17 protein-coding genes are annotated in these 21,127 nt (G+C 73.6%); 5 read left to right on the top strand and 12 right to left on the bottom strand.

Annotated features, from left to right (window positions below):
* The 8 genes from ACFW01_RS35365 to ACFW01_RS35330 all read right to left on the bottom strand — a co-directional run.
* A partial coding sequence (locus ACFW01_RS35365; RefSeq protein ID WP_384510547.1) for an adenosylhomocysteinase occupies nt 1–687 on the bottom strand: 687 nt, incomplete at its 3' end.
* 293 nt (nt 688–980) lie between these two features.
* Nucleotides 981–1,961, bottom strand: coding sequence for a cation diffusion facilitator family transporter (locus tag ACFW01_RS35360; protein ID WP_234961039.1), 981 nt, complete (start codon nt 1,959–1,961; stop codon nt 981–983).
* Nucleotides 1,962–2,126: 165 nt separating this feature from the next.
* On the bottom strand, nt 2,127–3,278 hold the full coding sequence (manA, locus tag ACFW01_RS35355; protein WP_384510544.1) for a mannose-6-phosphate isomerase, class I: 1,152 nt from the start codon (nt 3,276–3,278) through the stop codon (nt 2,127–2,129).
* Nucleotides 3,279–3,338: 60 nt separating this feature from the next.
* The gene (locus tag ACFW01_RS35350; RefSeq protein WP_234961041.1) at nt 3,339–4,466 is read right to left on the bottom strand and encodes an SIS domain-containing protein; all 1,128 of its coding nucleotides are present in this window, start codon (nt 4,464–4,466) and stop codon (nt 3,339–3,341) included.
* 93 nt (nt 4,467–4,559) lie between these two features.
* Nucleotides 4,560–4,730, bottom strand: a complete 171-nt coding sequence (locus ACFW01_RS35345; protein WP_020940431.1) for a Trm112 family protein — start codon at nt 4,728–4,730, stop codon at nt 4,560–4,562.
* 249 nt (nt 4,731–4,979) lie between these two features.
* Nucleotides 4,980–6,344: a phosphomannomutase/phosphoglucomutase gene (locus ACFW01_RS35340; RefSeq protein ID WP_234961042.1), complete on the bottom strand. Its 1,365-nt coding sequence runs from the start codon at nt 6,342–6,344 to the stop codon at nt 4,980–4,982.
* A 79-nt stretch (nt 6,345–6,423) separates the two neighbouring features.
* Complete coding sequence (locus ACFW01_RS35335) at nt 6,424–8,040, bottom strand: L-lactate permease (protein ID WP_384510539.1); 1,617 nt, start codon at nt 8,038–8,040, stop codon at nt 6,424–6,426.
* A 128-nt stretch (nt 8,041–8,168) separates the two neighbouring features.
* Nucleotides 8,169–8,591, bottom strand: a complete 423-nt coding sequence (locus tag ACFW01_RS35330; protein ID WP_114533823.1) for a DUF3499 domain-containing protein — start codon at nt 8,589–8,591, stop codon at nt 8,169–8,171.
* Between the two features lie 294 nt (nt 8,592–8,885).
* Between ACFW01_RS35330 and ACFW01_RS35325 the strand changes: the two genes are divergently transcribed.
* Nucleotides 8,886–9,338, top strand: coding sequence for a metallopeptidase family protein (locus ACFW01_RS35325; protein WP_163015902.1), 453 nt, complete (start codon nt 8,886–8,888; stop codon nt 9,336–9,338).
* 35 nt (nt 9,339–9,373) lie between these two features.
* Here ACFW01_RS35325 and ACFW01_RS35320 read toward each other — a convergent pair whose 3' ends face one another.
* The 3 genes from ACFW01_RS35320 to ACFW01_RS35310 all read right to left on the bottom strand — a co-directional run bounded on the left by ACFW01_RS35320 (nt 9,374) and on the right by ACFW01_RS35310 (nt 15,103).
* The gene (locus ACFW01_RS35320; protein ID WP_384510535.1) at nt 9,374–10,876 is read right to left on the bottom strand and encodes a DUF5719 family protein; all 1,503 of its coding nucleotides are present in this window, start codon (nt 10,874–10,876) and stop codon (nt 9,374–9,376) included.
* Complete coding sequence (locus ACFW01_RS35315; protein WP_234961045.1) at nt 10,873–14,655, bottom strand: glycosyltransferase; 3,783 nt, start codon at nt 14,653–14,655, stop codon at nt 10,873–10,875. The genes ACFW01_RS35320 and ACFW01_RS35315 overlap by 4 nt, the downstream gene beginning before the upstream one ends.
* 184 nt (nt 14,656–14,839) lie before the next feature.
* On the bottom strand, nt 14,840–15,103 hold the full coding sequence (locus tag ACFW01_RS35310) for a WhiB family transcriptional regulator (RefSeq protein ID WP_010034659.1): 264 nt from the start codon (nt 15,101–15,103) through the stop codon (nt 14,840–14,842).
* 687 nt (nt 15,104–15,790) lie between these two features.
* Here ACFW01_RS35310 and ACFW01_RS35305 point away from each other — a divergent pair.
* The 4 genes from ACFW01_RS35305 to ACFW01_RS35290 all read left to right on the top strand — a co-directional run bounded on the left by ACFW01_RS35305 (nt 15,791) and on the right by ACFW01_RS35290 (nt 19,684).
* Nucleotides 15,791–16,309, top strand: coding sequence for a cysteine dioxygenase (locus ACFW01_RS35305; protein ID WP_384510531.1), 519 nt, complete (start codon nt 15,791–15,793; stop codon nt 16,307–16,309).
* Between the two features lie 33 nt (nt 16,310–16,342).
* Nucleotides 16,343–17,302 (top strand): 2-phospho-L-lactate transferase, encoded by a 960-nt coding sequence (gene cofD, locus ACFW01_RS35300; protein WP_234961047.1) that lies wholly within the window; start codon nt 16,343–16,345, stop codon nt 17,300–17,302.
* A complete protein-coding gene (locus ACFW01_RS35295; RefSeq protein ID WP_384510528.1) occupies nt 17,299–18,630 on the top strand; it encodes a coenzyme F420-0:L-glutamate ligase in 1,332 nt (443 codons plus the stop codon). The genes cofD and ACFW01_RS35295 overlap by 4 nt, the downstream gene beginning before the upstream one ends.
* A 73-nt stretch (nt 18,631–18,703) precedes the next feature.
* Entirely contained in the window at nt 18,704–19,684 is a 981-nt protein-coding gene (locus tag ACFW01_RS35290; protein ID WP_384510525.1) for a DNA-3-methyladenine glycosylase family protein, read from the top strand.
* Between the two features lie 317 nt (nt 19,685–20,001).
* Here ACFW01_RS35290 and ACFW01_RS35285 read toward each other — a convergent pair whose 3' ends face one another.
* Nucleotides 20,002–21,084, bottom strand: a complete 1,083-nt coding sequence (locus tag ACFW01_RS35285) for an NDP-sugar synthase (RefSeq protein WP_234961050.1) — start codon at nt 21,082–21,084, stop codon at nt 20,002–20,004.
* Nucleotides 21,085–21,127: the final 43 nt, after the last annotated feature.

The following is a 21,127-nucleotide window of genomic DNA, read 5'->3' as shown; positions in this document are numbered from 1 at the left end:
GGCCGGGAACAGCAGGGTGCCGTCGCGGTGCATCTCGTACAGGCGGTGGACGCCGGTCGTGGTCTCCTCGGTCACGCCGCGGATCTCGGACGCCAGCTGGGTCCACTTCTGCGGGCTCTCGCTCACGGTGCGGGTGAGGAGTTCGAGGATGACGCGGTGCTCGTCGGACTCGGCGGTGTCGGGCGAGGGGACCTTGCCGTCCTTCTCGTACTCGACGCCCTTGTGGACGAGGAGGGTGGCGTCACCGCCGTCGTCCAGGATCATGTTGGGGCCGCCGGTGGGGGTGTTCGGCCAGGTCAGCGCCTGCTCCGTGCACCACCAGTACTCCTCCAGGGTCTCGCCCTTCCAGGCGAAGACCGGGATGCCCTGGGGGTTGTCCGGCGTGCCGTTCGGGCCGACGGCGATGGCGGCGGCCGCGTGGTCCTGGGTGGAGAAGATGTTGCAGGAGGCCCAGCGGACGTCGGCGCCGAGGGCGACGAGGGTCTCGATGAGCACGGCGGTCTGCACGGTCATGTGCAGGGAGCCGGTGACGCGGGCGCCGGCGAGGGGCTGGGCCTCGGCGTACTCCTTGCGGATCGCCATCAGGCCCGGCATCTCGTGCTCGGCGAGGGTGATCTCCTTGCGGCCGAACGCGGCCAGGGAGAGGTCGGCGACCTTGAAGTCCTGTCGGTTGTCGACAGTCGTCATTGCGGGCTGCTCCTCGGGTTGGGTCGAGGTGGGTACGGCTGACCTGCGCGGCGGCGGACACAGGGGTGTCCCGGAAGAGGACACAGGCATGCCCGCGTACGCGCAGCGCAGTCCGTCGGAGGCCCTCTCTCCCTCGGCCGGTCCGTCCTGGACCGCCCGACCGCCATCAGCAGCGACGTCTGGCTCCACCCCAAGCTACACCGCGGGCGCCCGCGGTCCCCAGTCCGCCTCCGAACACTTCCGGACGTTCATGGCGGCGCGGACGTCCGTGGGTCCGTGGACGTCAGGGGGCGTCAGTGGGCGTCGGGCGGTGTGGCCGGGCCGCCGGGGGTCGCCTCGCGGTCCGGTCCCTTGGCGGCCTCGGACTCGCTGTAGATGTCGGGTTCCAGGTAGATGACGCGGGCGATCGGGACGGCGTCGCGGATGCGGGACTCGGCGGCGTCGATCGCGGAGGCGATCTCGGTGGCCGTGCCGTCGTGGCGGACGGCGATCTTGGCGGCGACGAGCAGCTCCTCCGGGCCGAGGTGGAGGGTGCGCATGTGGATGATGCCGGTGACCGTGTCGCCGGCGACGATCGCGGCCTCGATCTGTCCGACCGCTTCGGGGCCGGCGGACTCGCCGAGCAGCAGGGACTTGGTCTCGGCGGCGAGGACCAGCGCGATCAGGATGAGCAGGACGCCGATGCACAGGGTGCCGACGCCGTCCCAGACGCCGTCGCCGGTGAGCAGGGCGAGGCCGACGCCGCCGAGGGCGAGGATCAGGCCGACGAGGGCGCCGAGGTCCTCCAGGAGGACGACCGGCAGCTCCGGGGCCTTGGCGTGGCGGACGAACTCCGTCCAGGACTTCTGCCCGCGCAGGGCGTTGGATTCCTTGATGGCGGTCCGGAAGGAGAAGGCCTCGGCGATGATCGCGAAGACCAGCACGCCGACCGGCCAGTACCAGTGCTCGATCTCGTGCGGGTGCTTGATCTTCTCGTAGCCCTCGTAGAGGGCGAACATGCCGCCGACCGAGAAGAGCACGATGGAGACGAGGAAGGCGTAGATGTAGCGCTCGCGGCCGAAGCCGAAGGGGTGTTGAGGGGTGGCGGCGCGCTTGGCCCGCTTGCCGCCGAGGAGCAGGAGTCCCTGGTTGCCGGAGTCGGCGAGGGAGTGCACGGACTCGGCGAGCATCGACGACGATCCACTGAAGAGGAACGCCACGAATTTCGCTACCGCGATCGAGAGGTTGGCGAGCAGTGCCGCCACGATCGCCTTGGTTCCGCCTGACGCGCTCATGTGTCGCGTTGTCCCTTCGCCTTCGTCTGCGTCCGTACGCCGGTGGGGGCGCGGCCGGTGACCGGCTTTGCCCCTCCTTTGCGGTGCGCCATTGTTGCAGCCCGCGCGGGCCCCGACGTGCCGGATGCCCCTTCGTACGCCCCTCAGACGTGCGTCAGACGTGCGTCAGACGAGCACGGTGGCACGGAAGAGCGTGCCGGTTCCGGACACTTCGGCCTTTTCGCCCGCGGCGACGAACACCGACTGCCCCGGGGTGAGTTCGTGCTCGCCGGCCCACACGGTGCCCGCCGTGCAGAGCAGGATCTGCGGGGTGGGCAGGGTGAGGTCGTGGGCGCCGGTGCCCTCGGGCAGGACGTGGCGGGACAGGCGGAACTCGTCGATCGGGGTCTCGTAGACCTCTTCGCCGTCCGGGGACGCCTCCGGGCGCAGCACGCCGGGGTCGCCGGCCTCGAAGCGGACGATGCGCAGCAGTTCGGGGACGTCGACGTGCTTGGGCGTGAGGCCGCAGCGCAGGACGTTGTCGGAGTTGGCCATGATCTCGACGCCGAGGCCGTTCAGGTAGGCGTGCGGGATTCCGGCGCCGAGGTACAGGGCCTCGCCGGGCTGGAGCCTGACGTGGTTGAGGAGCATCGCGGCGAGGACGCCGGGGTCGCCCGGGTAGTGGTGGGCGATGTCGGCGTAGGGGGCGTAGGCGTCGCCGAGGCGGTCGCAGGCGGCCGCGACCTCGGTGACCGTGTGGGACATCTCCTCGGGGTCGGCGGTGAGGACGGCGGTGAGGACCTCGCGCAGGGCGGCGTCCTCGGGGTGTGCGCGCAGCAGGTCGACGTACGGCTTGAGGGAGGCGACGCCGAGGCCGTCGAGCAGGTCGGCGCTCTCGGTCGGCGGGCGGAAGCCGCAGAGACCGTCGAACTCGGTGAGGGCGCAGATCAGTTCGGGCTTGTGGTTGGCGTCCTTGTAGTTGCGGTGCGGGGCGTCCAGGGGAATACCCCGGCGCTCCTCGTCCTCGTAACCGGCCCTGGCCTGGGCGAGGTCGGGGTGGACCTGGAGGGAGAGCGGGGCGCCGGCGGCGAGGAGCTTGAGGAGGAAGGGCAGCCGGGGGCCGAACTTCGCCACGGAGGCGGCGCCCAGTTCCTTCTCGGGGGCGGCGTCGACGACCTCGGCGAGGGTGCCCCGGCCGGTGCGGGAGGGGGCGCCGGGGTGGGCGCCCATCCACATCTCCGCCTGCGGTTCGCCGGTCGGTTCGGTCCCGAGCAGGGCCGGGATCGCGGTGGTGGAACCCCAGGCGTAGGGGCGGACGGTGTTGTCGAGGCGGTCCATGGGCTCTCTCTGCCGGTGCGTGTCCTGTGCGTGCGGTGCGTTCCGATGGTGCGTACGGGATCAGGCGGCCGAGGCGAGCGCCAGGTAAACGGCTGCGAAATCCGTGATGGCGATCAGTTCGGCGAGGGTCTCCAGTTCGCCGCCCGCTTCCGGCTCCAGTTCGCTCATCGGCGTGTCGTGGCTGAGGGCCAGTTCACGGGCGTTGGGGGCGGCGGTGAGGCCTCCGCTGGGGCGGTCGCGCAGGAGCACCACGCGCGCGTGCAGGGCGGGTGCCTCCTCGACGCGGTCGCGGAAGAAGTCGTCGGGGTCGGCGCCGGCGGCAAGGCGTCCGGCGAGCAGGGCGGTGTGCGCGGCGAGCGCCTCGGGCAGGTCGGCGACGACGGCCGGGGTGCCGGACAGTTCGGCGAGGGCGGCGGCGAAACGGCGGCCGGCGGGGCCGGCGGAGATGCCCTCGGTCCAGATCACCGGGAGGGAGTCGGCCAGCTCGGCCGCCAGGGTCTTGGCGGGGTTGCTGTACGTCACGATGGCGGGCCCGCAGCGTTCGGCGATGCGGTCGAGGCGGTCGGCGATCTTCTCGACGGCCTCGGGCGGTGCGTCGAGCAGGGCGGTGCGGTCGAGGAGTACGAGCAGCGGCGTGAGCAGCGCCCACAGGACTCCGGGGGCGGCACCGGCGAGGGGTTCGTCCTGGTCGTACGGGGCGGTCGCCATCGGGATGAACAGGCCGTGCGCGGCGTTCACCGACTCGCTGAGCGGGCAGCCGGCGGGGGCGACGGCGACGACCGTGCAGCCCCGGCGGTAGGCCTGTTCGGCGAGCAGGGAGAGGCCCGGCTCGGTGCCGTCGGGGGTGGCGATCAACAGGAGGTCCACGGAGCCGGCCCAGCCGGGCAGTTCCCAGCGCAGGGCGCCCGCGGCGGGGGCGACGCCGGTGGGGGCGAGGCGGGTGACGGGGCTGCCGGCGCCGGCGAGGGTGCCGAGGAGGTCGGCGGCGTGGGTGGCGGCGGCGCCGGGGCCGGCGATCAGGACGGCGCGGGGGCGGCCGTCGGGCTTGAGGTTGCCGACTCCGGCCTCGGCGGCGTGCCGGGCGGCGGTGCGTACGCGGGCACCGGCCTCGGCGGCGCCGCGCAGCAGGCCGCGGTGGTCGGCCTCGGTGAGGCGCTCCGGGGTGTCGAGGAGCGATTCGTCGAGCATGGCGGCAGGTCTCCGATCGCCGGGGCGTTCGTTCGGTTGCGCGGGGTCGCGGGGTCGCCGAGTGGCCGGGGTGCCGGGTCGCTTCGCCGTCGGTCAGGCGGGGCGGCGTGCCTCGTCGACGAGGAGGACGGGGATGCCGTCGCGCACCGGGTAGGCCAGGCCGCAGTCCTGGCCGGTGCAGATCAGTTCCGCGTCCTGCTCCTTGAGGGGGGCGTGGCAGGCGGGGCAGGCGAGGATCTCCAGGAGGCCGGCTTCGAGCGGCATGGGGGTTCCCTTCGGGGGCGGTTCGTCGTGTGCGGATGTGCTGGTCAGGGTACCGCCGGTGGGGGCGTGGCGGGGGGCGGCGGTGAGGGCGCCGTCCGCTGCAGCCCCGCCAAGGGGCTCCGCCCCTGGACCCCCGGCCTATGGCCCACCCACCACCCGACTCGGTGGGCTGGATGGCCGGCCAAGTACCCAGGAGCGAGGCTTGTCCCTCGCCCGACTCGGAGCCAGAGGCCGCCCAGCGACGGAGGCTCAGCCCCTGATGATCGCCAGGGCCTCGTCCCTGACCTTCGTCATCGTCGCCTCGTCGCGGGCCTCCGCGTTCAGGCGGAGCAGGGGCTCGGTGTTGGAGGGGCGGACGTTGAACCACCAGTCGGCCGACGTGACGGTGAGGCCGTCGAGGTCGTCCAGGGTGATGTCGTCGCGGCCCTCGTACGCGGCCCTGATCGCGGCGAGGCGGTCCGCCTGGTCGGCGACGGTGGAGTTGATCTCGCCGGAGCCGGCGTAGCGGTCGTACTCGGCGACGAGGGCGGACAGCGGGCCCTGCTGACCGCCGAGGGCGGCGAGGACGTGGAGGGCGGCCAGCATGCCCGTGTCGGCGTTCCAGAAGTCGCGGAAGTAGTAGTGCGCGGAGTGTTCGCCGCCGAAGATGGCGCCGGTGCGGGCCATCTCGGCCTTGATGAAGGAGTGGCCCACGCGCGTGCGTACCGGTGTGCCGCCGTTCTCCTCGACGACCTCCGGGACGGACCAGGAGGTGATCAGGTTGTGGATGACCATGCCCCGGCCGCCGTTGCGGGCGAGTTCGCGGGCGGCCACGAGGGCGGTGACCGCGGACGGGGAGACCGGGTTGCCGTCCTGGTCGACGACGAAGCAGCGGTCGGCGTCGCCGTCGAAGGCGAGGCCGAGGTCGGCGCCCTCCTCGCGGACGCGCTTCTGGAGGTCGACGAGGTTGGCCGGGTCGAGCGGGTTGGCCTCGTGGTTGGGGAAGGTGCCGTCCAGTTCGAAGTACAGCGGCACGACGTCGAGGGGCAGCCCCGCGAGGACCGTGGGGACGGTGTGGCCGCCCATGCCGTTGCCCGCGTCGACGACGACCTTCAGGGGGCGGATGGCGGTGAGGTCGACCAGGGAGCGCAGGTGGGCGGCGTAGTCGGCGAGGGTGTCGCGCCGGGTGACGGTGCCCGGGCGGGCCGCCGGTTCCGGGGCGCCGGTGTCGCTCCAGCGCTCCACGAGGGCGCGGATCTCGGCGAGGCCGGTGTCCTGGCCGACCGGTGCGGCGCCGGCGCGGCAGAGCTTGATGCCGTTGTACCGGGCCGGGTTGTGCGAGGCCGTGAACATGGCGCCCGGCAGGTCCAGCGCGCCGGAGGCGTAGTACAGCTGGTCGGTGGAGCACAGGCCGATCTCGGTCACGTCGGCGCCCCGGGCCGCCGCCCCGCGGGCGAAGGCGCCGGACAGGCCGGGCGACGAGGGCCGCATGTCGTGCCCGACGACGACGGCGCCCGCTCCGGTCAGCTCGACGAAGGCCGCGCCGAACAGCCCGGCCAGCGACTCGTCCCACTGGTCGGGTACGACACCGCGCACGTCGTACGCCTTCACGATCTGCGACAGATCAGCAGCCACGGCCAACCTTCCTGAAAGTCCCGTCGGTGTGCACAAACTACCCGCACCCACCGACCGGCCGTCGCGCGGTTCCCGAAGGTCAGGGCAGCATCCAGCCCAGGACGACCGTGGACTGGCCGACCACGATCAGGCACATCACCAGCAGCAGGCCGAGGCTCCAGGGCAGTACCTTGCGCAGCAGGTCGCCCTCGCGGCCCGCGAGTCCGACGGCGGCGCAGGCGATGGTGAGGTTCTGCGGGGAGATCATCTTGCCGAGGACACCGCCGGAGCTGTTGGCGGCGGCGAGCAGTTCGGGAGAGAGGCCGGACTCCCGCGCGGCGGTCACCTGGAGGGCGCCGAAGAGCGCGTTGGCCGAGGTGTCGGAGCCGGAGACGGCCACGCCGAACCAGCCGAGGACCGGGGAGAGGAAGGCGAGCCCGGCGCCCGCCGCGGCGACGAAGTGGCCGATGGTGGCGGCCTGCCCGGAGAGGTTCATGACGTAGGCGAGGGCCAGCACCGAGGTGACGGTGAGGATCGCGAACCGCAGTTCGTGGACGGTCGCGAGCCACTCCTTGACCGCCACGCGCGCGTGCACGCCGAGGACGACGGCCGTGACCAGCCCGGCGAACAGGACGAGCGTGCCGCCGGTGGAGACGATCGGCCAGGAGAAGACGTTGCCGCCCACCGGATTGCCCTCGGGGTCGGCCACGTCCAGGAACGGCCAGTCGTAGGTCTGGGTCGCCCGGGCCAGCCAGTCCTTGACCGCCGGGATCTGCGCGACGGAGAAGACGGCGACGATCAGGGCGTAGGGGGCGTAGGCGCGCAGCACCTCCCGGCGGGTGTCGTCCTCGTCCAGTTCCTCGCTGCGGGCGCCGGTCAGGACGGCCGCCCGGACGGGTTCGGCGGCGGGCCTGCGGGAGTGCGGTACGGCGACCAGGGCGCCGGCCCCGGCCAGGGCGGCGACGATGTCGGCGAGCTGGACGGAGAGGTAGTTGGAGGCGACGAACTGGGCGACGGCGAAGGCGACTCCGCAGGCCATCGCGGGCACCCAGGTCTCGCGCAGTCCGCGCCGCCCGTCCACCAGGCCGACCAGCAGCAGCGGCACGATCAGGGCGAGCAGCGGGGTCTGGCGGCCGACGACGGAGGCGACGTCGTCCAGGGGCAGCCCGGTGACCTGGGCCAGCGTCACCACGGGGGTGCCCATCGCGCCGAAGGCGACCGGCGCGGTGTTGGCGACCAGCGACACGACCGCCGCCCGGACCGGGTCGAAGCCGAGCGCGACGAGCATGACGGAGCAGATCGCGACGGGCGCCCCGAAGCCGGCCAGGGCCTCCAGCAGGGCGCCGAAGCAGAAGGCGACGACGAGGGCCTGGATGCGGGGGTCGTCGGACAGCCGCCCGAAGGAGCGGCGCAGGATGTCGAAGTGCCGGGTGCGGACGGTCATCCGGTAGACCCACAGGGCGTTCACGACGATCCACAGGATGGGGAAGAGGCCGAAAACGGCCCCTTGGACGGCGCTGGAGGCCGTCTGGTCCAGCGGCATGCCGTACGCCAGCCACGCCACGAGGACGGCCGCCAGGAGACCGGTGAGGCCCGCCAGGTGCGCCTTCATGCGGACACCGCCCAGCAGGACGAGGACGATCACCAGAGGCAGGGCCGCCACCAGGGCGGACAGGCCGAGCGAACCGGCGACGGGTTCCAGTTCCTGCACGTACACGGGCGCCTCCCCGGATTCCGCAATGCGAAAGCGTTTTCTCGCGGCTTCCGGAATGGTCGTGTCCGCGACAAGGCGACGTCAATGGGTGTGCGGCAACGGATGTGACGGGAGATGCAGAAGCGGGTGGCTCAGTTGTCCGGCGAGCGCAGCACGCGGAGGTGGCCGCGGCGCGCGACCTCCATCGGGTCGGCCGTGCGCCCGCCGCCCCCGGCCTCGGCCGCGCGCTCCTGGGGACGGGCCGCCTCACGCACCGCGTTGGCAAGCGCTTCCAGGTCGTCGCCGCTGGGGCGGGCCGGGGCCGACCCGTCGAGCAGGCGGACGACCTCCCAGCCGCGCGGGGCGGTGAGGCGCTCGGAGTGCTCGGCGCACAGGTCGTAGCAGTGGGGTTCGGCGTAGGTGGCGAGCGGGCCGAGGACCGCGGTCGAGTCGGCGTAGACGTACGTCAGCGTCGCGACGGCGGGACGGCCGCAGGCGGTGCGCGAACAGCGACGTACAGGGCTCACGATGTTGGACGGTACCGCACTCTTGAGCGGGCCGCGACGACTCTCCACCAGGTCACACCCCCGTGTCGTGGCGTGAAACGCCCTACGGGCCGCTCGGAACACACCCCGGTGACCTGCGCGGACGGCGGTTTCCGGGCGGCGGGACCGCCTGGGAAGCGGTCACGACGTGACACAAACAGTGACATTTGCCTGGAGTTCCACGGTCGCGGAGAGATATGGAATCGAGCCCAACCTTGGCTGGAATGGTCATCCGGCGACAAGCCGCGTCTCGCGCCTCGGCGCTGTCCGGTCCGCGTGTGCGGCCGGGCGCGCGACCTCGGCGGGGACTACCCTTCACCAGTGATGGACAACCCCGTGACGCCCCGTGATGCCGGTCGCCCAGGGCCCCGCCGTCGTGATCGCCACGGCCGGGGCATGCGCGGTCCGGTGGCGCCCCCGCAGGTGCCGCTCGCCGCGAGCCGCGGCGAGGTGTTCGCGGACCTGGTGCAGGATTCCGTGGAGCGCCTGGAGCGGCGGTGGCCGCAACTCGCCGACATCGATTTCCTCGTCCTCGACGTGCCCCGGCTGGACGGGCCCGGGGAGATGTGGAACGACGAGGCGGTCCCGCTCGGCGGCACGGTGCCCTCGCGTGAGGGCAGGCGGGGGCGGGTGGTCGTGTACCGGCGGCCGGTGGAGATCCGGACCAAGGGCCGGGACGAACGGGCGGCGCTCGTGCACGAGGTCGTCGTGGAACAGGTCGCCGAGCTGCTGGGGCTGACCCCGGAGACGGTGGATCCGCGGTACGGGGAGGACTGAGGGCGCGGCGCCTTCCCCCTCCCCGGTCGCGCGTTCTACTTCTGCAGCACCGAGAGGTCTTCCTCCGCGTTCGGCACCGAGACCGTCCCCCGGTCGTCGGGGAGGGTCTGCACGGTGAAGGACGCCACGTCGTCGTCCGCGACGGTCAGGGTGCGGGACGCGTGGACCGGACCCCCGGAGACGGTCTCGACGGTGAGCGCGTAGCCGCCCTTGAGACCGGCGGGGACCGGTGCCTCGACGTTCTGGGTGGTGCCGGCCTTGACCGTGAACGTCTTGGTCGCCGTCGTGCCGCCCTCCGTGCCCGCCGACGCCGTCACCTTCACCTCGGCGCCCTCGCCGGGGGCGGTCAGGGCCAGGGTCGTGCCCTTGGCGCGGTTGTCCGCGGCCGTCGCGCGCGCTCCGACCGGGTCGGTCGCGGGGATGAACGCCGACTCCTGCTCGCCGCCCTTGCCCCGTACGACCCGGACCGCGGCCACCACCGGCACGGCCCCGTCCGTCGGCGTCAGCACCAGCGAACCCGCCTCGCCGCGGGTGACCTCGCCGAGGTCCACGCCCGTCGTCATGCCGGCCTTGACGTGCACCGTCTCGTGTCCGGCGGGGGTGATCAGCCCTGACGGCGAGGCGAGCCGCACCTTCAGGTCGGCGTCGGTGCCCCCAGGGGTGAACAGCACCAGGCGGACGGCGGTCGCGTCCTTCGGGATGCCCGGCAGGACCAGGTCGCCCGCCGGGTCCGCGGCCGCGGTCAGCCAGTCGCCGCCGGTCTTGTCGTCCAGGGCCTGCACCGCGGCCCCGACCCGCCCGCTGCGCACGCCGACGTGGACGGTCACGTCGGTCTCCTTCACGTCGGCGAGCGTGGACAGCAGCAGGGACTCGGTGCCGTGTGGCGGCACCGTGACGCCCTCCCCCACCGTGGACTCGAGGGCTCCGTCCTTGCCGTAGAGCTCGATGTCGACGACGGCGGCCGAGTCGTCGGGGTTCGTCAGGTGGACGTAGTCGGTGCGGCCGGCCGCCGTGCTGGCGCCGGGGAACCAGAACTCGGTGTCCGGGGCCGCGCAGTTGACGCCCTGGAGGCCGCGGCCCGTCCCGGCGGCGACCTCCGTGGTCTGCTGCACCGTCCAGCCGGGGGCATCGGCGCCCTCGGCGGTACCGATCAGCGCGGGCGTGTCGGAGCCGGAAGCCGTGCCGGTGGCCGGGGTGCCGGGCTCCTTGGGCTCGACGGGCGGCTTCGCGGCCTTCTCGTCGTCCTTCTTCCCGTCCTTGGCGTCCGCGGACTCGTCGCCCCGTGGCGCGGTGGTGAGCACCGCCTCGCCCTTCTCGTCGGCGCCCTTCGTGACGGGCGTGAAGGAGGTGTACTGGGTCTCGGCGAGGTCGGAGGTGCTGGGCGCCGGGCAGAGCAGGCTGGTGCGCTCCACGGGCAGCCGGGCGGCCGGCGCGGCGGTGTCGGAGCCGGAGCCGTCCGGGGTGGCGACCGCCGCGAATCCGGTGACGGCGGCGAGCGCGGCCGCGCAGGCGATCAGGGACAGGGTCGTGCGCTTCACTGCTGGCTCCCGTCGGGACGCTCACTGCCCGTGCCGTGGGGGTGGTGGGGCTGGGAGGGGTCGTACGGCGCGTCGTAGCCGCCCTGGCCGTACGCCGGGTCGTAGGCGGGGTCGTACCCGCCCTCCTGGGGCCGGCCCTGCGCCTGCTCGCCGTAGGCGTACGGGGCGTACTGGTCCGGCTCGTACGCGGCGCCGCGGCCGTCCTGGTAGGCGTCCGCGGGGTGGGCCTCCTGCTGGTACGGATCTCCCTGCTGGTACGGCTGCTGCGCGTACGCGCCCTGGTCGTACTGCTGCTGGACGCCCTGGTACTGCTCCTGGCCGTAGGCGTCGTAGGTGCCGTACTCGGTCCGGTACCCCGTCGAGTCCCACTCGCCGTACGCCGGCTGCTGCGGGACCGGTGCCGGGGGCATCGGAGGTGCCGCGGGTGGTTCGGGCACCTCGGGGGCGCCGTCCGCCGGTGCGGCCGGCGGCTCCGGGTCCGTCCCGGCCTCGGCCTCCGCCTGGGCGCGCAGTCGGCGTGCCCGGCGTCCTTCGCCCTCCAGGGCCTCGGCGGGGATCAGCGGCTCCTCGGGCAGGTCGTCGTCGACGTCGCGGCGCCTGCCGGGCAGCGCGAGGACGACCAGGACCACGGCGAGCAGGCCCTGGGCCCACAGCCAGACGGTGTGGGTGAACGGGTCGTCGTAGGTGACGTCCAGCCTGCCGCCGGAGGCGGGGAGTTCGAAGCCCTGGGCCCAGCCGTCGACCGTGGTGCGGGTGAGCGGCTTGCCGTCCAGGGTGGCGGTCCAGCCCTCGGCGGCGGTGTCGGCGAGGCGCAGCACGCGGCCGTCGGGGCCCGGTTCGATGTCGGTGTGGATGTCGACCGGTCCGGCCGCCACGGGCTGGGGTTCACCGGTGGCCGAGTCGCCGCCCGACACGATGGTCGCGCGGGCGACCTCCTGGTCCACCCGCCACAGTCCGCTGCCGTCCTGCTGGCTCAGTCTGCTCAGGCCGGGGGTGGCGTCCAGGACCCGGGTGACCTCGCGGGGCGCGCCCTTGTGCACGAGCACGTAGCGCACGGCGAAGCCGCCGAGCTGGTCCGCCTGGTCCGCGCCGGAGCCGGCCACCAGGTTGGCGACGATCTTGTCGAGGGTGCTGTTCTCGCCGTCCCCGGCGGCCAGTTCGCCGTCGCCGAGGCGGGCTCCGGAGCCGCGGACCAGCATGTATCCCACGTGGGCGGTGGAGTCGCTGTCGAGGACGAGGGTGCGGGCCTGGTCGCGGGTGCCGCTCTCCTCGGCGACGAACGCGGGCACCTGTGCGGGGTCGCGTCGCTCGACGGGGCCGTCGGCGCCCCCGATCATCCAGCCGGTGGCGGCGATCAGCGGGCCGACGGCCGAGGCGAGGGCGATCAGCGCGGCGACGGGCTGGCGCCAGCCGAAGCTCTGCTCGGCGACGCGGGAGCGGGCTCCGTCGGCGCCGAGGGCCGCGGCGGCCAGCAGGGCGATGCCATAGACGAGGGTGGCGGGGCCGGCCCAGGCGGAGCGGTTGGAGAGGACCGCGAAGACGAAGCCGGCCAGGGCCACCGCCCACGCGGCCCTGATGCCCAACTGCCGCTCGGAGCGCAGCAGGGCGGCCAGCGCGGCAAGCACGATGCCGATGAGGACCAGCCCGCCGACCGTCCCGGGGCCGCCGGGGCTCGCGCCGAGCAGGTCGAGGGCGGAGGCGGCCGACGAGCCGTAGTCCAGTCCGGCCTCGTCGAAGAAGCCGAGGGGCAGCAGCGACAGCGACCAGGGAGCGAGCAGCAGCAGGGGGGTGCCGAGCTGGGCGAGGAAGCGCAGTCCGTACGCGGTGATCTCGGCGCGGCGCAGGGCCAGGACGCCGAGGCCGAGGAAGAGTGCGAGCGGCCACACGACGGGCGTGAAGGCGGTGGTGACCGTCAGCAGGAGCGCGTACGCCCAGGTGGCGCGCCAGCTGCCGCGGGCGCCGGACGTGCTCGTCAGCCCGGCCGCCGCGACGCCCGCGCGGGCGATGAGCGGCAGCAGTACGGCGAGGACGGCGGTGCCGATGCGGCCGCCGGCGAGGGCACCGGTGACGGCGGGCAGGAAGGCGTAGGCGACGGCCGCCCAGGCACGCAGCAGCCGGGACATGACCAGCGGTCGGGACGCGAAGTACGCGGTGGCGCCGGCCAGGGGCACCGAGCCGACCAGCAGCAGGGTGACGGCGGTGCCGGTCGAGCCGAGCAGCGCGGAGGCCAGTGCCGCCAGGATCGCGAGGTAGGGCGGGGCGGAGGCGGTGCCGCCGGTGCCGACGGTGTGCCAGGCGTCCGCGTAGCGCGACCACAGCTCACCGGCGTCGGCCGGGGCGGGCAGCAGCGCCCCGCCCGCGAGGGCGCCGCCGCCGAGGAGGGCGCGGCAGGCGGCCAGGGAGGCGAGCAGCAGGATCAGGAAGAGCACCGGGCCGGGCTTGCGGGCGATGCGCTTGAGGCGGGCGAACTGCTCGATCTCCAGGAAGTCGGCGTCGTCGCCGCCCGGTCCGGACTCGATGCCGCCGCCGTGCCGTCCGGCGCCCGCGGCGGTCTCGGCCTCGGAACTGCCGAGGAGGTTGCCCGCTACCTGTTCGACGGTGACGCGGATGGTCGCGCCGGGGGGCGGGAACAGGGGGCGCAGTTCGTCCTTCTCGACCTGCGGGCGGCCGCGTTCACGCCGGGCGGCGATGATGCGCTCGGGGCGCAGCAGCACGCCCAGCAGGCCCCGGATCTCGTCGAGTGCCTGCCCGGGCACCTTGCCGACGAGGTAGGCGAGGGTGCGCAGCATGGTGCCGAGGACGATGCGCAGCAGCACCCAGGGCAGGGCGGCCGTACGGACGTTGACCAGGAGGGTGTGGACGGCGCCGGCCTTGTCCACCTTGTGCGGGGAGGCGGTGGTGCGGCCCGCGCAGTCGACGGCGCGGCGCTCGCGGGAGGCCGCCTCGGCGTGGCGGACCACCGCCTCGGGGGCGATGAGGACGCGCAGTCCGGCGGCGTGCGCGCGCCAGCACAGGTCGACGTCGTCGCGCATCAGGGGCAGCCGGCGGTCGAACCCGCCGAGCCGCTCGAAGACATCACGCCGGATCAGCATGCCGGCGGTGGACACCGACAGGACGGGCCGGACGTGGTCGTGCTGTCCCTGGTCCTGTTCGCGGCGGTCCAGGCCGGTCCAGCGGCGGCCGGAGTTGGCGATGGAGACGCCGACCTCCAGCAGTTGCCGGCGGTCGTACCAGCCGCGGAGCTTGGGGCCGACGACGGCGACGTCGTCACGGCCGAGTTCGTACTCGGTGTCCACGACGCGCAGCAGCTGGGCCAGGGCGTCGGGTTCGGGTGCGCAGTCGTCGTGCAGCAGCCAGAGCCACTGGACCGGCTCGCCGTGGGGCAGTTCGGGCAGGTCGTAGGCGTCGTCGCGCCAGGTGCGCGTGACGGGGTCCCAGCCGCTGGGGCGCTTCAGGTACGGCAGGTCCTCCGGGGTGAGGACGGGGACGGTGCGGGCCGCCTCCTCCACGGCCTGGCCGAAGCCGGTGCGCCGGGCGAGGTGCAGCACGTGGTCGCCGCCGAGGGCTTCGCCGACCAGCCGGGCCGAGTCGTCGGCACTGCCGGTGTCGGCGGCCACGGCGTACTGGACGGGGCGTTCCTGGCCGAGCAGCCCGGCGAGCGCGTCGGGCAGCCAGCGGGCTCCGTCGTGGGCGACGAGGACCGCGGTCACGACGTGGCGCGGGAACTCAGGTGTGGCAGCGAGGTCGTGCTGGGCTGCCGTGTGACTCTGCACGGACATCGAGGTACGGGCCCCGGTTCGGTGGACTGCGGTGGACGCCCGTGCCGGTGGGGAATGGCGGGGCGTCTCGGACGAGCGCCCACACTATCGGCTGGACAGCAAGAGGGCCCGCCGCCTGTGGACAACCCACCTGCGAGGGCCCGTTCCCGCTGGTCCCGCCGTTCGCGCCGGTTCTGACGCCCCGTCAGACGGCGGCCTTCTTCAGCCGGCGGCGCTCCCTCTCGGACAGGCCGCCCCAGATGCCGAAGCGCTCGTCGTTGGCGAGGGCGTACTCGAGGCATTCGGAGCGGACCTCGCAGGCGAGGCAGACCTTCTTGGCCTCGCGGGTGGAGCCGCCCTTCTCGGGGAAGAAGGACTCGGGGTCGGTCTGGGCGCACAGTGCGCGCTCCTGCCAGCCGAGCTCCTCGTCCGCGTCGTCGACCAGCAGTTGCTGCACCGTCTCGGTCATGTGCGCCCCTCGTCTGTCTTCGCGTCCCCGTGATCTGGCCGTTACCGATTCCGGCTGAACGACACGAGTGAAATTACAAGTGTGCTGCTCCGGGCGAGTCAAGCCGAGATCTGCTATTGGGCCCCTTATTCACTCTGCGGAACCAAGGCAAAGCGGAAAGTGTTCAAATCGCCATAAACCTTGACATCCCAAAGAGGCCCGGCCGGACACTCGACCCGCGTTCCGCTCGTACCGGGAAGGACGCGCCGGCGTTCGATCCCGTTCCGATACACGCGCCGAAGCGAACCTGATCACATTCGCGTCACAGGATCACAACGGAGGTGGCGCGCCCGGCTAGTGCGCCATGTGTCCCAGGAGCCCCTGAACAAACCTTTCCCCTGCAAGATGAACCGGAAGAGGTGAACCATGTCCCACATACCGGGCATCGAGTTGACAGTGCCGGTGTGAACCGGTGTCCTTGTGGGCATGCTCGCGAACTTGGCGCTCACCTCGACCCGCACCGCCGGGTCCCACGGTGCTGCCCGCGCTCGCTGTAGCTGTTGCCGCTGTTCCAGCTGTTGAGCCGACCGCGCTCCGGCTGTTTCCCGAGTCCACTCGACTCGACGCTCCGCCTGCCCGCCCTACCAGGGCGTTCCTGAGTCATTCGTTCCCCCCGCCGCACTCTTCCGCCGAGGAACCACCGCACCCATGAACAGCGACAGCGACCTCCAGATCGCCGGCGACATCCTCGAAGTCCCCCACCTCCTCCAGGCACCCCGCGAGCACCCGGCCACCGTGGCCGAGTTCGCCGGGCTGGCCCGCTCCCTCGCCGACGACCGCTCCGCGTGGGAGCACCTCGTCCGGTACGACGCCACGACACGCTGGTACCACCGGCTGCGCACCGGCCCCGGCTACGAGGTGTGGCTGCTGTCCTGGGTCCCGGGACAGGGCAGCGGACGCCACGACCACGGCCCCTCCTCCGGCGTGTGGACCGTCCTGGAGGGGACCCTCACCGAGTACACGGAGCGCGGCACGCGCGCGTTGCGGGCCGGCACCCAGCGCGTGTTCGCACCCGGGCACGTGCACGAGGTCGTCAACGACGCGCTGGAGCCCGCGGTCAGCCTGCACGTCTACTACCCGGGCCTCACCGAGATGCCGATGCACGCCCCGCAGTGCTCGGCCGCCACGGCGCGGGACGCGGACACCGGCGCCGTGAAGACTGCCTGACGCGGTGTCGTACCCGCCTGCAAGACTGGGGCCATGCGCATTGTGGTTCTGGCAGGCGGCATCGGCGGTGCCCGGTTCCTGCGTGGTCTGAAGCAGGCCGCGCCCGACGCGGACATCACCGTCATCGGCAACACCGGGGACGACATCCACCTCTTCGGTCTGAAGGTCTGCCCGGACCTCGACACGGTGATGTACACGCTCGGCGGCGGTATCAACGAGGAGCAGGGCTGGGGACGGGCCGACGAGACCTTCCACCTCAAGGAGGAGCTGGCGGCGTACGGCGTGGGGCCCGAGTGGTTCGGCCTCGGCGACCGCGACTTCGCCACGCACATCGTACGGACGCAGATGATCACCGCGGGCTTCCCGCTCAGCGCGGTGACCGAGGCCCTCTGCGACCGCTGGAAGCCCGGGGTGCGCCTCATCCCGATGACCGACGACCGCGTGGAGACGCATGTCGCGGTCGAGCTGGAAGGGGAGCGCAAGGCGGTCCACTTCCAGGAGTACTGGGTACGGCTGCGCGCCTCCGTCCCCGCCGAGGCGGTCGTGCCGGTCGGGGCCGAGCAGGCCAAGCCGGCGCCGGGCGTCCTGGAGGCCGTCGCCGAGGCGGACGTGATCCTCTTCCCGCCGTCCAACCCGGTGGTCTCCGTCGGCACCATCCTCGCCGTGCCCGGCATCCGGGAGGCGATCGCCGACGCCGGGGTGCCCGTGGTGGGCCTGTCCCCGATCGTGGGGGACGCGCCCGTGCGCGGGATGGCGGACAAGGTGCTCGCGGCGGTCGGCGTGGAGTCCTCGGCGGCCGCGGTCGCCGAGCACTACGGCTCGGGGCTGCTCGACGGCTGGCTGGTCGACACCGTCGACGCCGAGGCCGTCACCCGCGTGAAGGCGGCCGGCATCCTCTGCCGCGCCGTACCGCTGATGATGACCGACCTCGACACCACGACGCAGATGGCCCGGGAGGCGCTGACGCTCGCCGAGGAGGTGCGGGAGGCATGAGCGACGGCACGCGCGAGGACGCCCCCGGCCGCCCGGAGGGCTACCGGGTGTGGGCCCTGCCCGGCCTGCCCGAGGTGCAGCCCGGCGACGACCTCGCCAAGCTGATCGCCGCGGCCGAGCCGGGGCTGGCCGACGGGGACGTGCTGCTCGTCACCTCCAAGATCGTGTCCAAGGCCGAGGGCCGTGTCGTACGGGCCGCCGACCGGGAGGCCGCGATCGACGCGGAGACCGTGCGGGTGGTGGCCCGGCGCGGCCCGCTGCGCATCGTCGAGAACCGGCAGGGGCTGGTCATGGCGGCGGCCGGCGTCGACGCCTCCAACACCCCGTCCGGCACGGTTCTGCTGCTTCCCGAGGACCCGGACGCCTCCGCGCGGGGCATCCGCGAGGGACTGCGCGACGCGCTCGGCGTCGACGTGGGGGTCGTCGTCACCGACACCTTCGGCCGCCCCTGGCGGGCCGGGCTCACGGACGTGGCGATCGGCGCCGCCGGAGTGCGGGTCCTCGACGACCTGCGCGGCGGCACGGACGCGCACGGCAACCCGCTCGGCTCCACCGTCGTCGCCACCGCCGACGAGCTGGCCGCGGCGGGCGACCTGGTCAAGGGCAAGGCCGCGGGTCTGCCGGTCGCCGTGGTGCGCGGGCTGCCGCTCCTGGTGGCCGACGACGACGGGGAGGGCGCGCGGGCGATGGTGCGCGGCGCGCGCGACGACATGTTCCGGCTGGGCACGTCGGAGGCGGTACGGCACGCGGTCACCCAGCGCCGTACGGTACGGGCCTTCACCGACGAGCCCGTCGACCCCGGCGCCGTACGCCGGGCGGTCGCGGCGGCGGTCACGGCACCGGCGCCGCACCACACGACGCCGTGGCGGTTCGTGCTCCTGGAGTCCGGGGAATCCCGCACCCGGCTGCTGGACGCGATGCGGGACGCCTGGATCGCGGACCTGCGGCGGGACGGCAAGAGCGAGGAGTCCATCGCCAAGCGGGTCCGGCGCGGGGACGTCCTGCGCAACGCGCCCTACCTCGTCGTCCCCTGCCTGGTCATGGACGGTTCACACACGTACGGGGACGCGCGGCGGGACGGGGCCGAGCGGGAGATGTTCGTCGTCGCCACCGGCGCGGGCGTGCAGAACCTGCTCGTCGCGCTCGCCGGGGAGCGGCTGGGGTCGGCGTGGGTGTCCTCGACGATGTTCTGCCGGGACGTGGTGCGGGAGGTGCTGGGGCTGCCGGGCGACTGGGACCCGATGGGTGCGGTGGCGGTCGGTCATCCGGCCGGGGAACCGCGCGCGCGGCCGGAGCGGGACGCGGGATCGTTCATCGAGGTGCGGTGACCCCTCTACTCTCGTAGAGGCCCTCCTACTCTCGTAGAGGCCCCTCCGTCCCTTTCCTCCAAGGACCTCACTCGTGGCAGGACGTTTCGCTTCCCGGCCCCCGCGTGCCGCTGCGCGCGGCGGGATACCCCGGCAGGGGGCCGCGCCGGGCCGGGTACGGGTGTGGGTGCCGGACGGGCCGCTGGAGCTGGGGCTGGTGCTCGGGCCGCTGCGGCGCGGGCCGGGAGATCCGACGTTCCGGACGACACCGGACGGGGCCGTGTGGCGGACCAGCCGCACCCCCGCCGGGCCGGGCACGCTGCGGGTCACCGCGCGCGGTGACGAGGTGCGGGGTGAGAGCTGGGGGCCCGGGGCGGAGTGGCTGCTGGATCAGCTGCCGCGGATGCTGGGCGCCGAGGACGACCCGTCCGCTTTCGTGCCGAGGCACCGGCTGCTGGCGCTGACGCGGCATCGGCGGCCGGGGCTGCGGCTGACACGGACCGGGCTGGTGCTGGAGTCGCTGATCCCCTCGGTCCTGGAGCAGAAGGTCACGACGCTGGAGGCGTACCAGGCGTGGCGGCTGCTGGTGCGGAAGTTCGGGGAGCCGGCGCCGGGGCCCGCGCCCGGGCGGATGTGTGTCATGCCGTCGGCGCGGACGTGGGCGCTGATCCCGTCCTGGGAGTGGCACCTGGCAGGGGTGGACGACAAACGGGCCTCGACGATCCTGCGGGCCGTGCGTGTCGCCGCGCGGCTGGAGGAGGCGGCCGGGATGGAGCCGGCGGCGGCGCAGGCGCGGCTGGAGGTCGTACCGGGGATCGGGCCGTGGACGTCGGCGGAGACCGTGCAGCGCAGTCATGGGGCGCCGGACGCGGTGACGGTGGGCGATCTGCATCTGCCGGGGATCGTGGGGTTCGCGCTGGGCGGGGACCGGTACGCGGACGACGCGGAGATGCTGCGGCTGCTGGAGCCGTATGCCGGGCAGCGGCATCGGGCGGCTCGGCTGGTGCTGCTGAGTGGGCGGGTGCCGGGGCGGCGGGCGCCGCGGATGGCTCCGCGGGGTATCGAGCGGCTCTGACGGGGCCGGGGATGACTTCGTCGTCCGGCGTGGTGCGGGCCGGCGTTCACGTGTGCCCGGCGTGGGTGCGGGCCGGGGGGTGGGTGACGCGGCCCGGCGCTGGCCGGGTGCCGCCCGCGCCCACCCGTGCCGCCCCAGGCGGCACATGTGCCCGCGGGAACGGGGCGCATAGCCCGCGGGAACGGGGCGCATGGCCCGCGGGAACGGGGCGCATGGCCCGCGGGAACGGGGCGCATGGCCCGCGGGAACGGGGCGCATGGCCCGCGGGGACGGGAGGCGGGGGCACATGGCCCCCGCCCCCGCCCGGCCGCGCGGCGTTACGTGTCCGAGGAGAAGCGCAGTGCAGCCGGTGGGATGTGGGCGTCGCACCAGATTCTGGCGCCGGAGCGGAGTTCGTTGTCGGCGCCGATGATCGCGCCGTCGCCGATGACCGTGTCGCTGAGGACCGAGCGGGTGCCGACGCGGGCGCGGGTGCCGACGAGGGAATCGGTGATGACGGCGCCGGGCTCGATGACGGCGCCGGGCAGGATCGTGCTGCCGAAGACGCGCGCGCCCTCCGCCACGAAGGCGCCCTCGCCGATCACCGTGCCGCCGGCCAGCTTCGCGTCGGGCGCGACCTGGGCCGTGGGCAGGACCAAGCGGTCGCCGCAGCGCCCCGGTATCGCCGGGGACGGGGCGCGGCCGAGGACCAGGTCGGCCGAGCCGCGCACGAAGGCCGCCGGGGTGCCGAGGTCCAGCCAGTACGTGGAGTCGACCATGCCCTGGAGGTGCGCGCCGGTGGCGAGGAGCTCCGGGAAGGTCTCGCGTTCGACCGAGACGGGCCGCCCCGCCGGGATCGTGTCGATGACCGAGCGACGGAAGACGTACGCCCCCGCGTTGATCTGGTCGGTGACGATCTCCTCCGGGGTCTGGGGCTTCTCCAGGAAGGCGAGCACCCGGCCCGTGTCGTCGGTGGGGACCAGCCCGTACGCCCTCGGGTCGGTGACCTTGGTCAGGTGCAGGGAGACGTCCGCGCCGGTCGTCTCGTGGGTGCGGACCAGCGCGCCGATGTCCAGACCCGTCAGGATGTCGCCGTTGAAGATCAGAACCGGCTCGTCCGGCCCCGAGTGCAGCCGGGACGCCACGTTGCGGATCGCCCCGCCGGTGCCGAGCGGCTCCTCCTCGGTGACGTACTCGAGGTGCAGCCCCAGCGCCGAGCCGTCGCCGAAGTACGGTTCGAAGACCTCGGCCAGATAGCTCGTCGCGAGCACGATGTGGTCGACGCCCGCCGCCTTCGCCCGCGCCAGCTGGTGCGTGAGGAACGGCACCCCGGCCGCCCGGACCATGGGCTTCGGGGTGTTCACCGTGAGCGGACGCAGCCGCGTGCCCTTGCCGCCGACCAGGAGGATCGCTTCTGTCACCGTCGTCTCTGCTTCCTGCCGGGACCGGCCGAACTGTGTTTCG

The sequence above is a fragment of the Streptomyces sp. NPDC058985 genome, assembly GCF_042740985.1.
GTDB lineage: Bacteria > Actinomycetota > Actinomycetes > Streptomycetales > Streptomycetaceae > Streptomyces.
This window is presented reverse-complemented; position numbering and strand designations above follow the sequence as displayed.

Bases quoted from the DNA above. Each gene is read 5' to 3' on its own strand.
- ACFW01_RS35345 (WP_020940431.1), bottom strand. From the start codon at position 4,730: ATGCCGCTCGAAGCCGGCCTCCTGGAGATCCTCGCCTGCCCCGCCTGC.
- ACFW01_RS35315 (WP_234961045.1), bottom strand. From the start codon at position 14,655: ATGTCCGTGCAGAGTCACACGGCAGCCCAGCACGACCTCGCTGCCACA.
- cofD (WP_234961047.1), top strand. From the start codon at position 16,343: ATGCGCATTGTGGTTCTGGCAGGCGGCATCGGCGGTGCCCGGTTCCTG.
- manA (WP_384510544.1), bottom strand. From the start codon at position 3,278: ATGGACCGCCTCGACAACACCGTCCGCCCCTACGCCTGGGGTTCCACC.
- ACFW01_RS35350 (WP_234961041.1), bottom strand. From the start codon at position 4,466: ATGCTCGACGAATCGCTCCTCGACACCCCGGAGCGCCTCACCGAGGCC.
- ACFW01_RS35305 (WP_384510531.1), top strand. From the start codon at position 15,791: ATGAACAGCGACAGCGACCTCCAGATCGCCGGCGACATCCTCGAAGTC.
- ACFW01_RS35325 (WP_163015902.1), top strand. From the start codon at position 8,886: ATGGACAACCCCGTGACGCCCCGTGATGCCGGTCGCCCAGGGCCCCGC.
- ACFW01_RS35310 (WP_010034659.1), bottom strand. From the start codon at position 15,103: ATGACCGAGACGGTGCAGCAACTGCTGGTCGACGACGCGGACGAGGAG.
- ACFW01_RS35295 (WP_384510528.1), top strand. From the start codon at position 17,299: ATGAGCGACGGCACGCGCGAGGACGCCCCCGGCCGCCCGGAGGGCTAC.
- ACFW01_RS35360 (WP_234961039.1), bottom strand. From the start codon at position 1,961: ATGAGCGCGTCAGGCGGAACCAAGGCGATCGTGGCGGCACTGCTCGCC.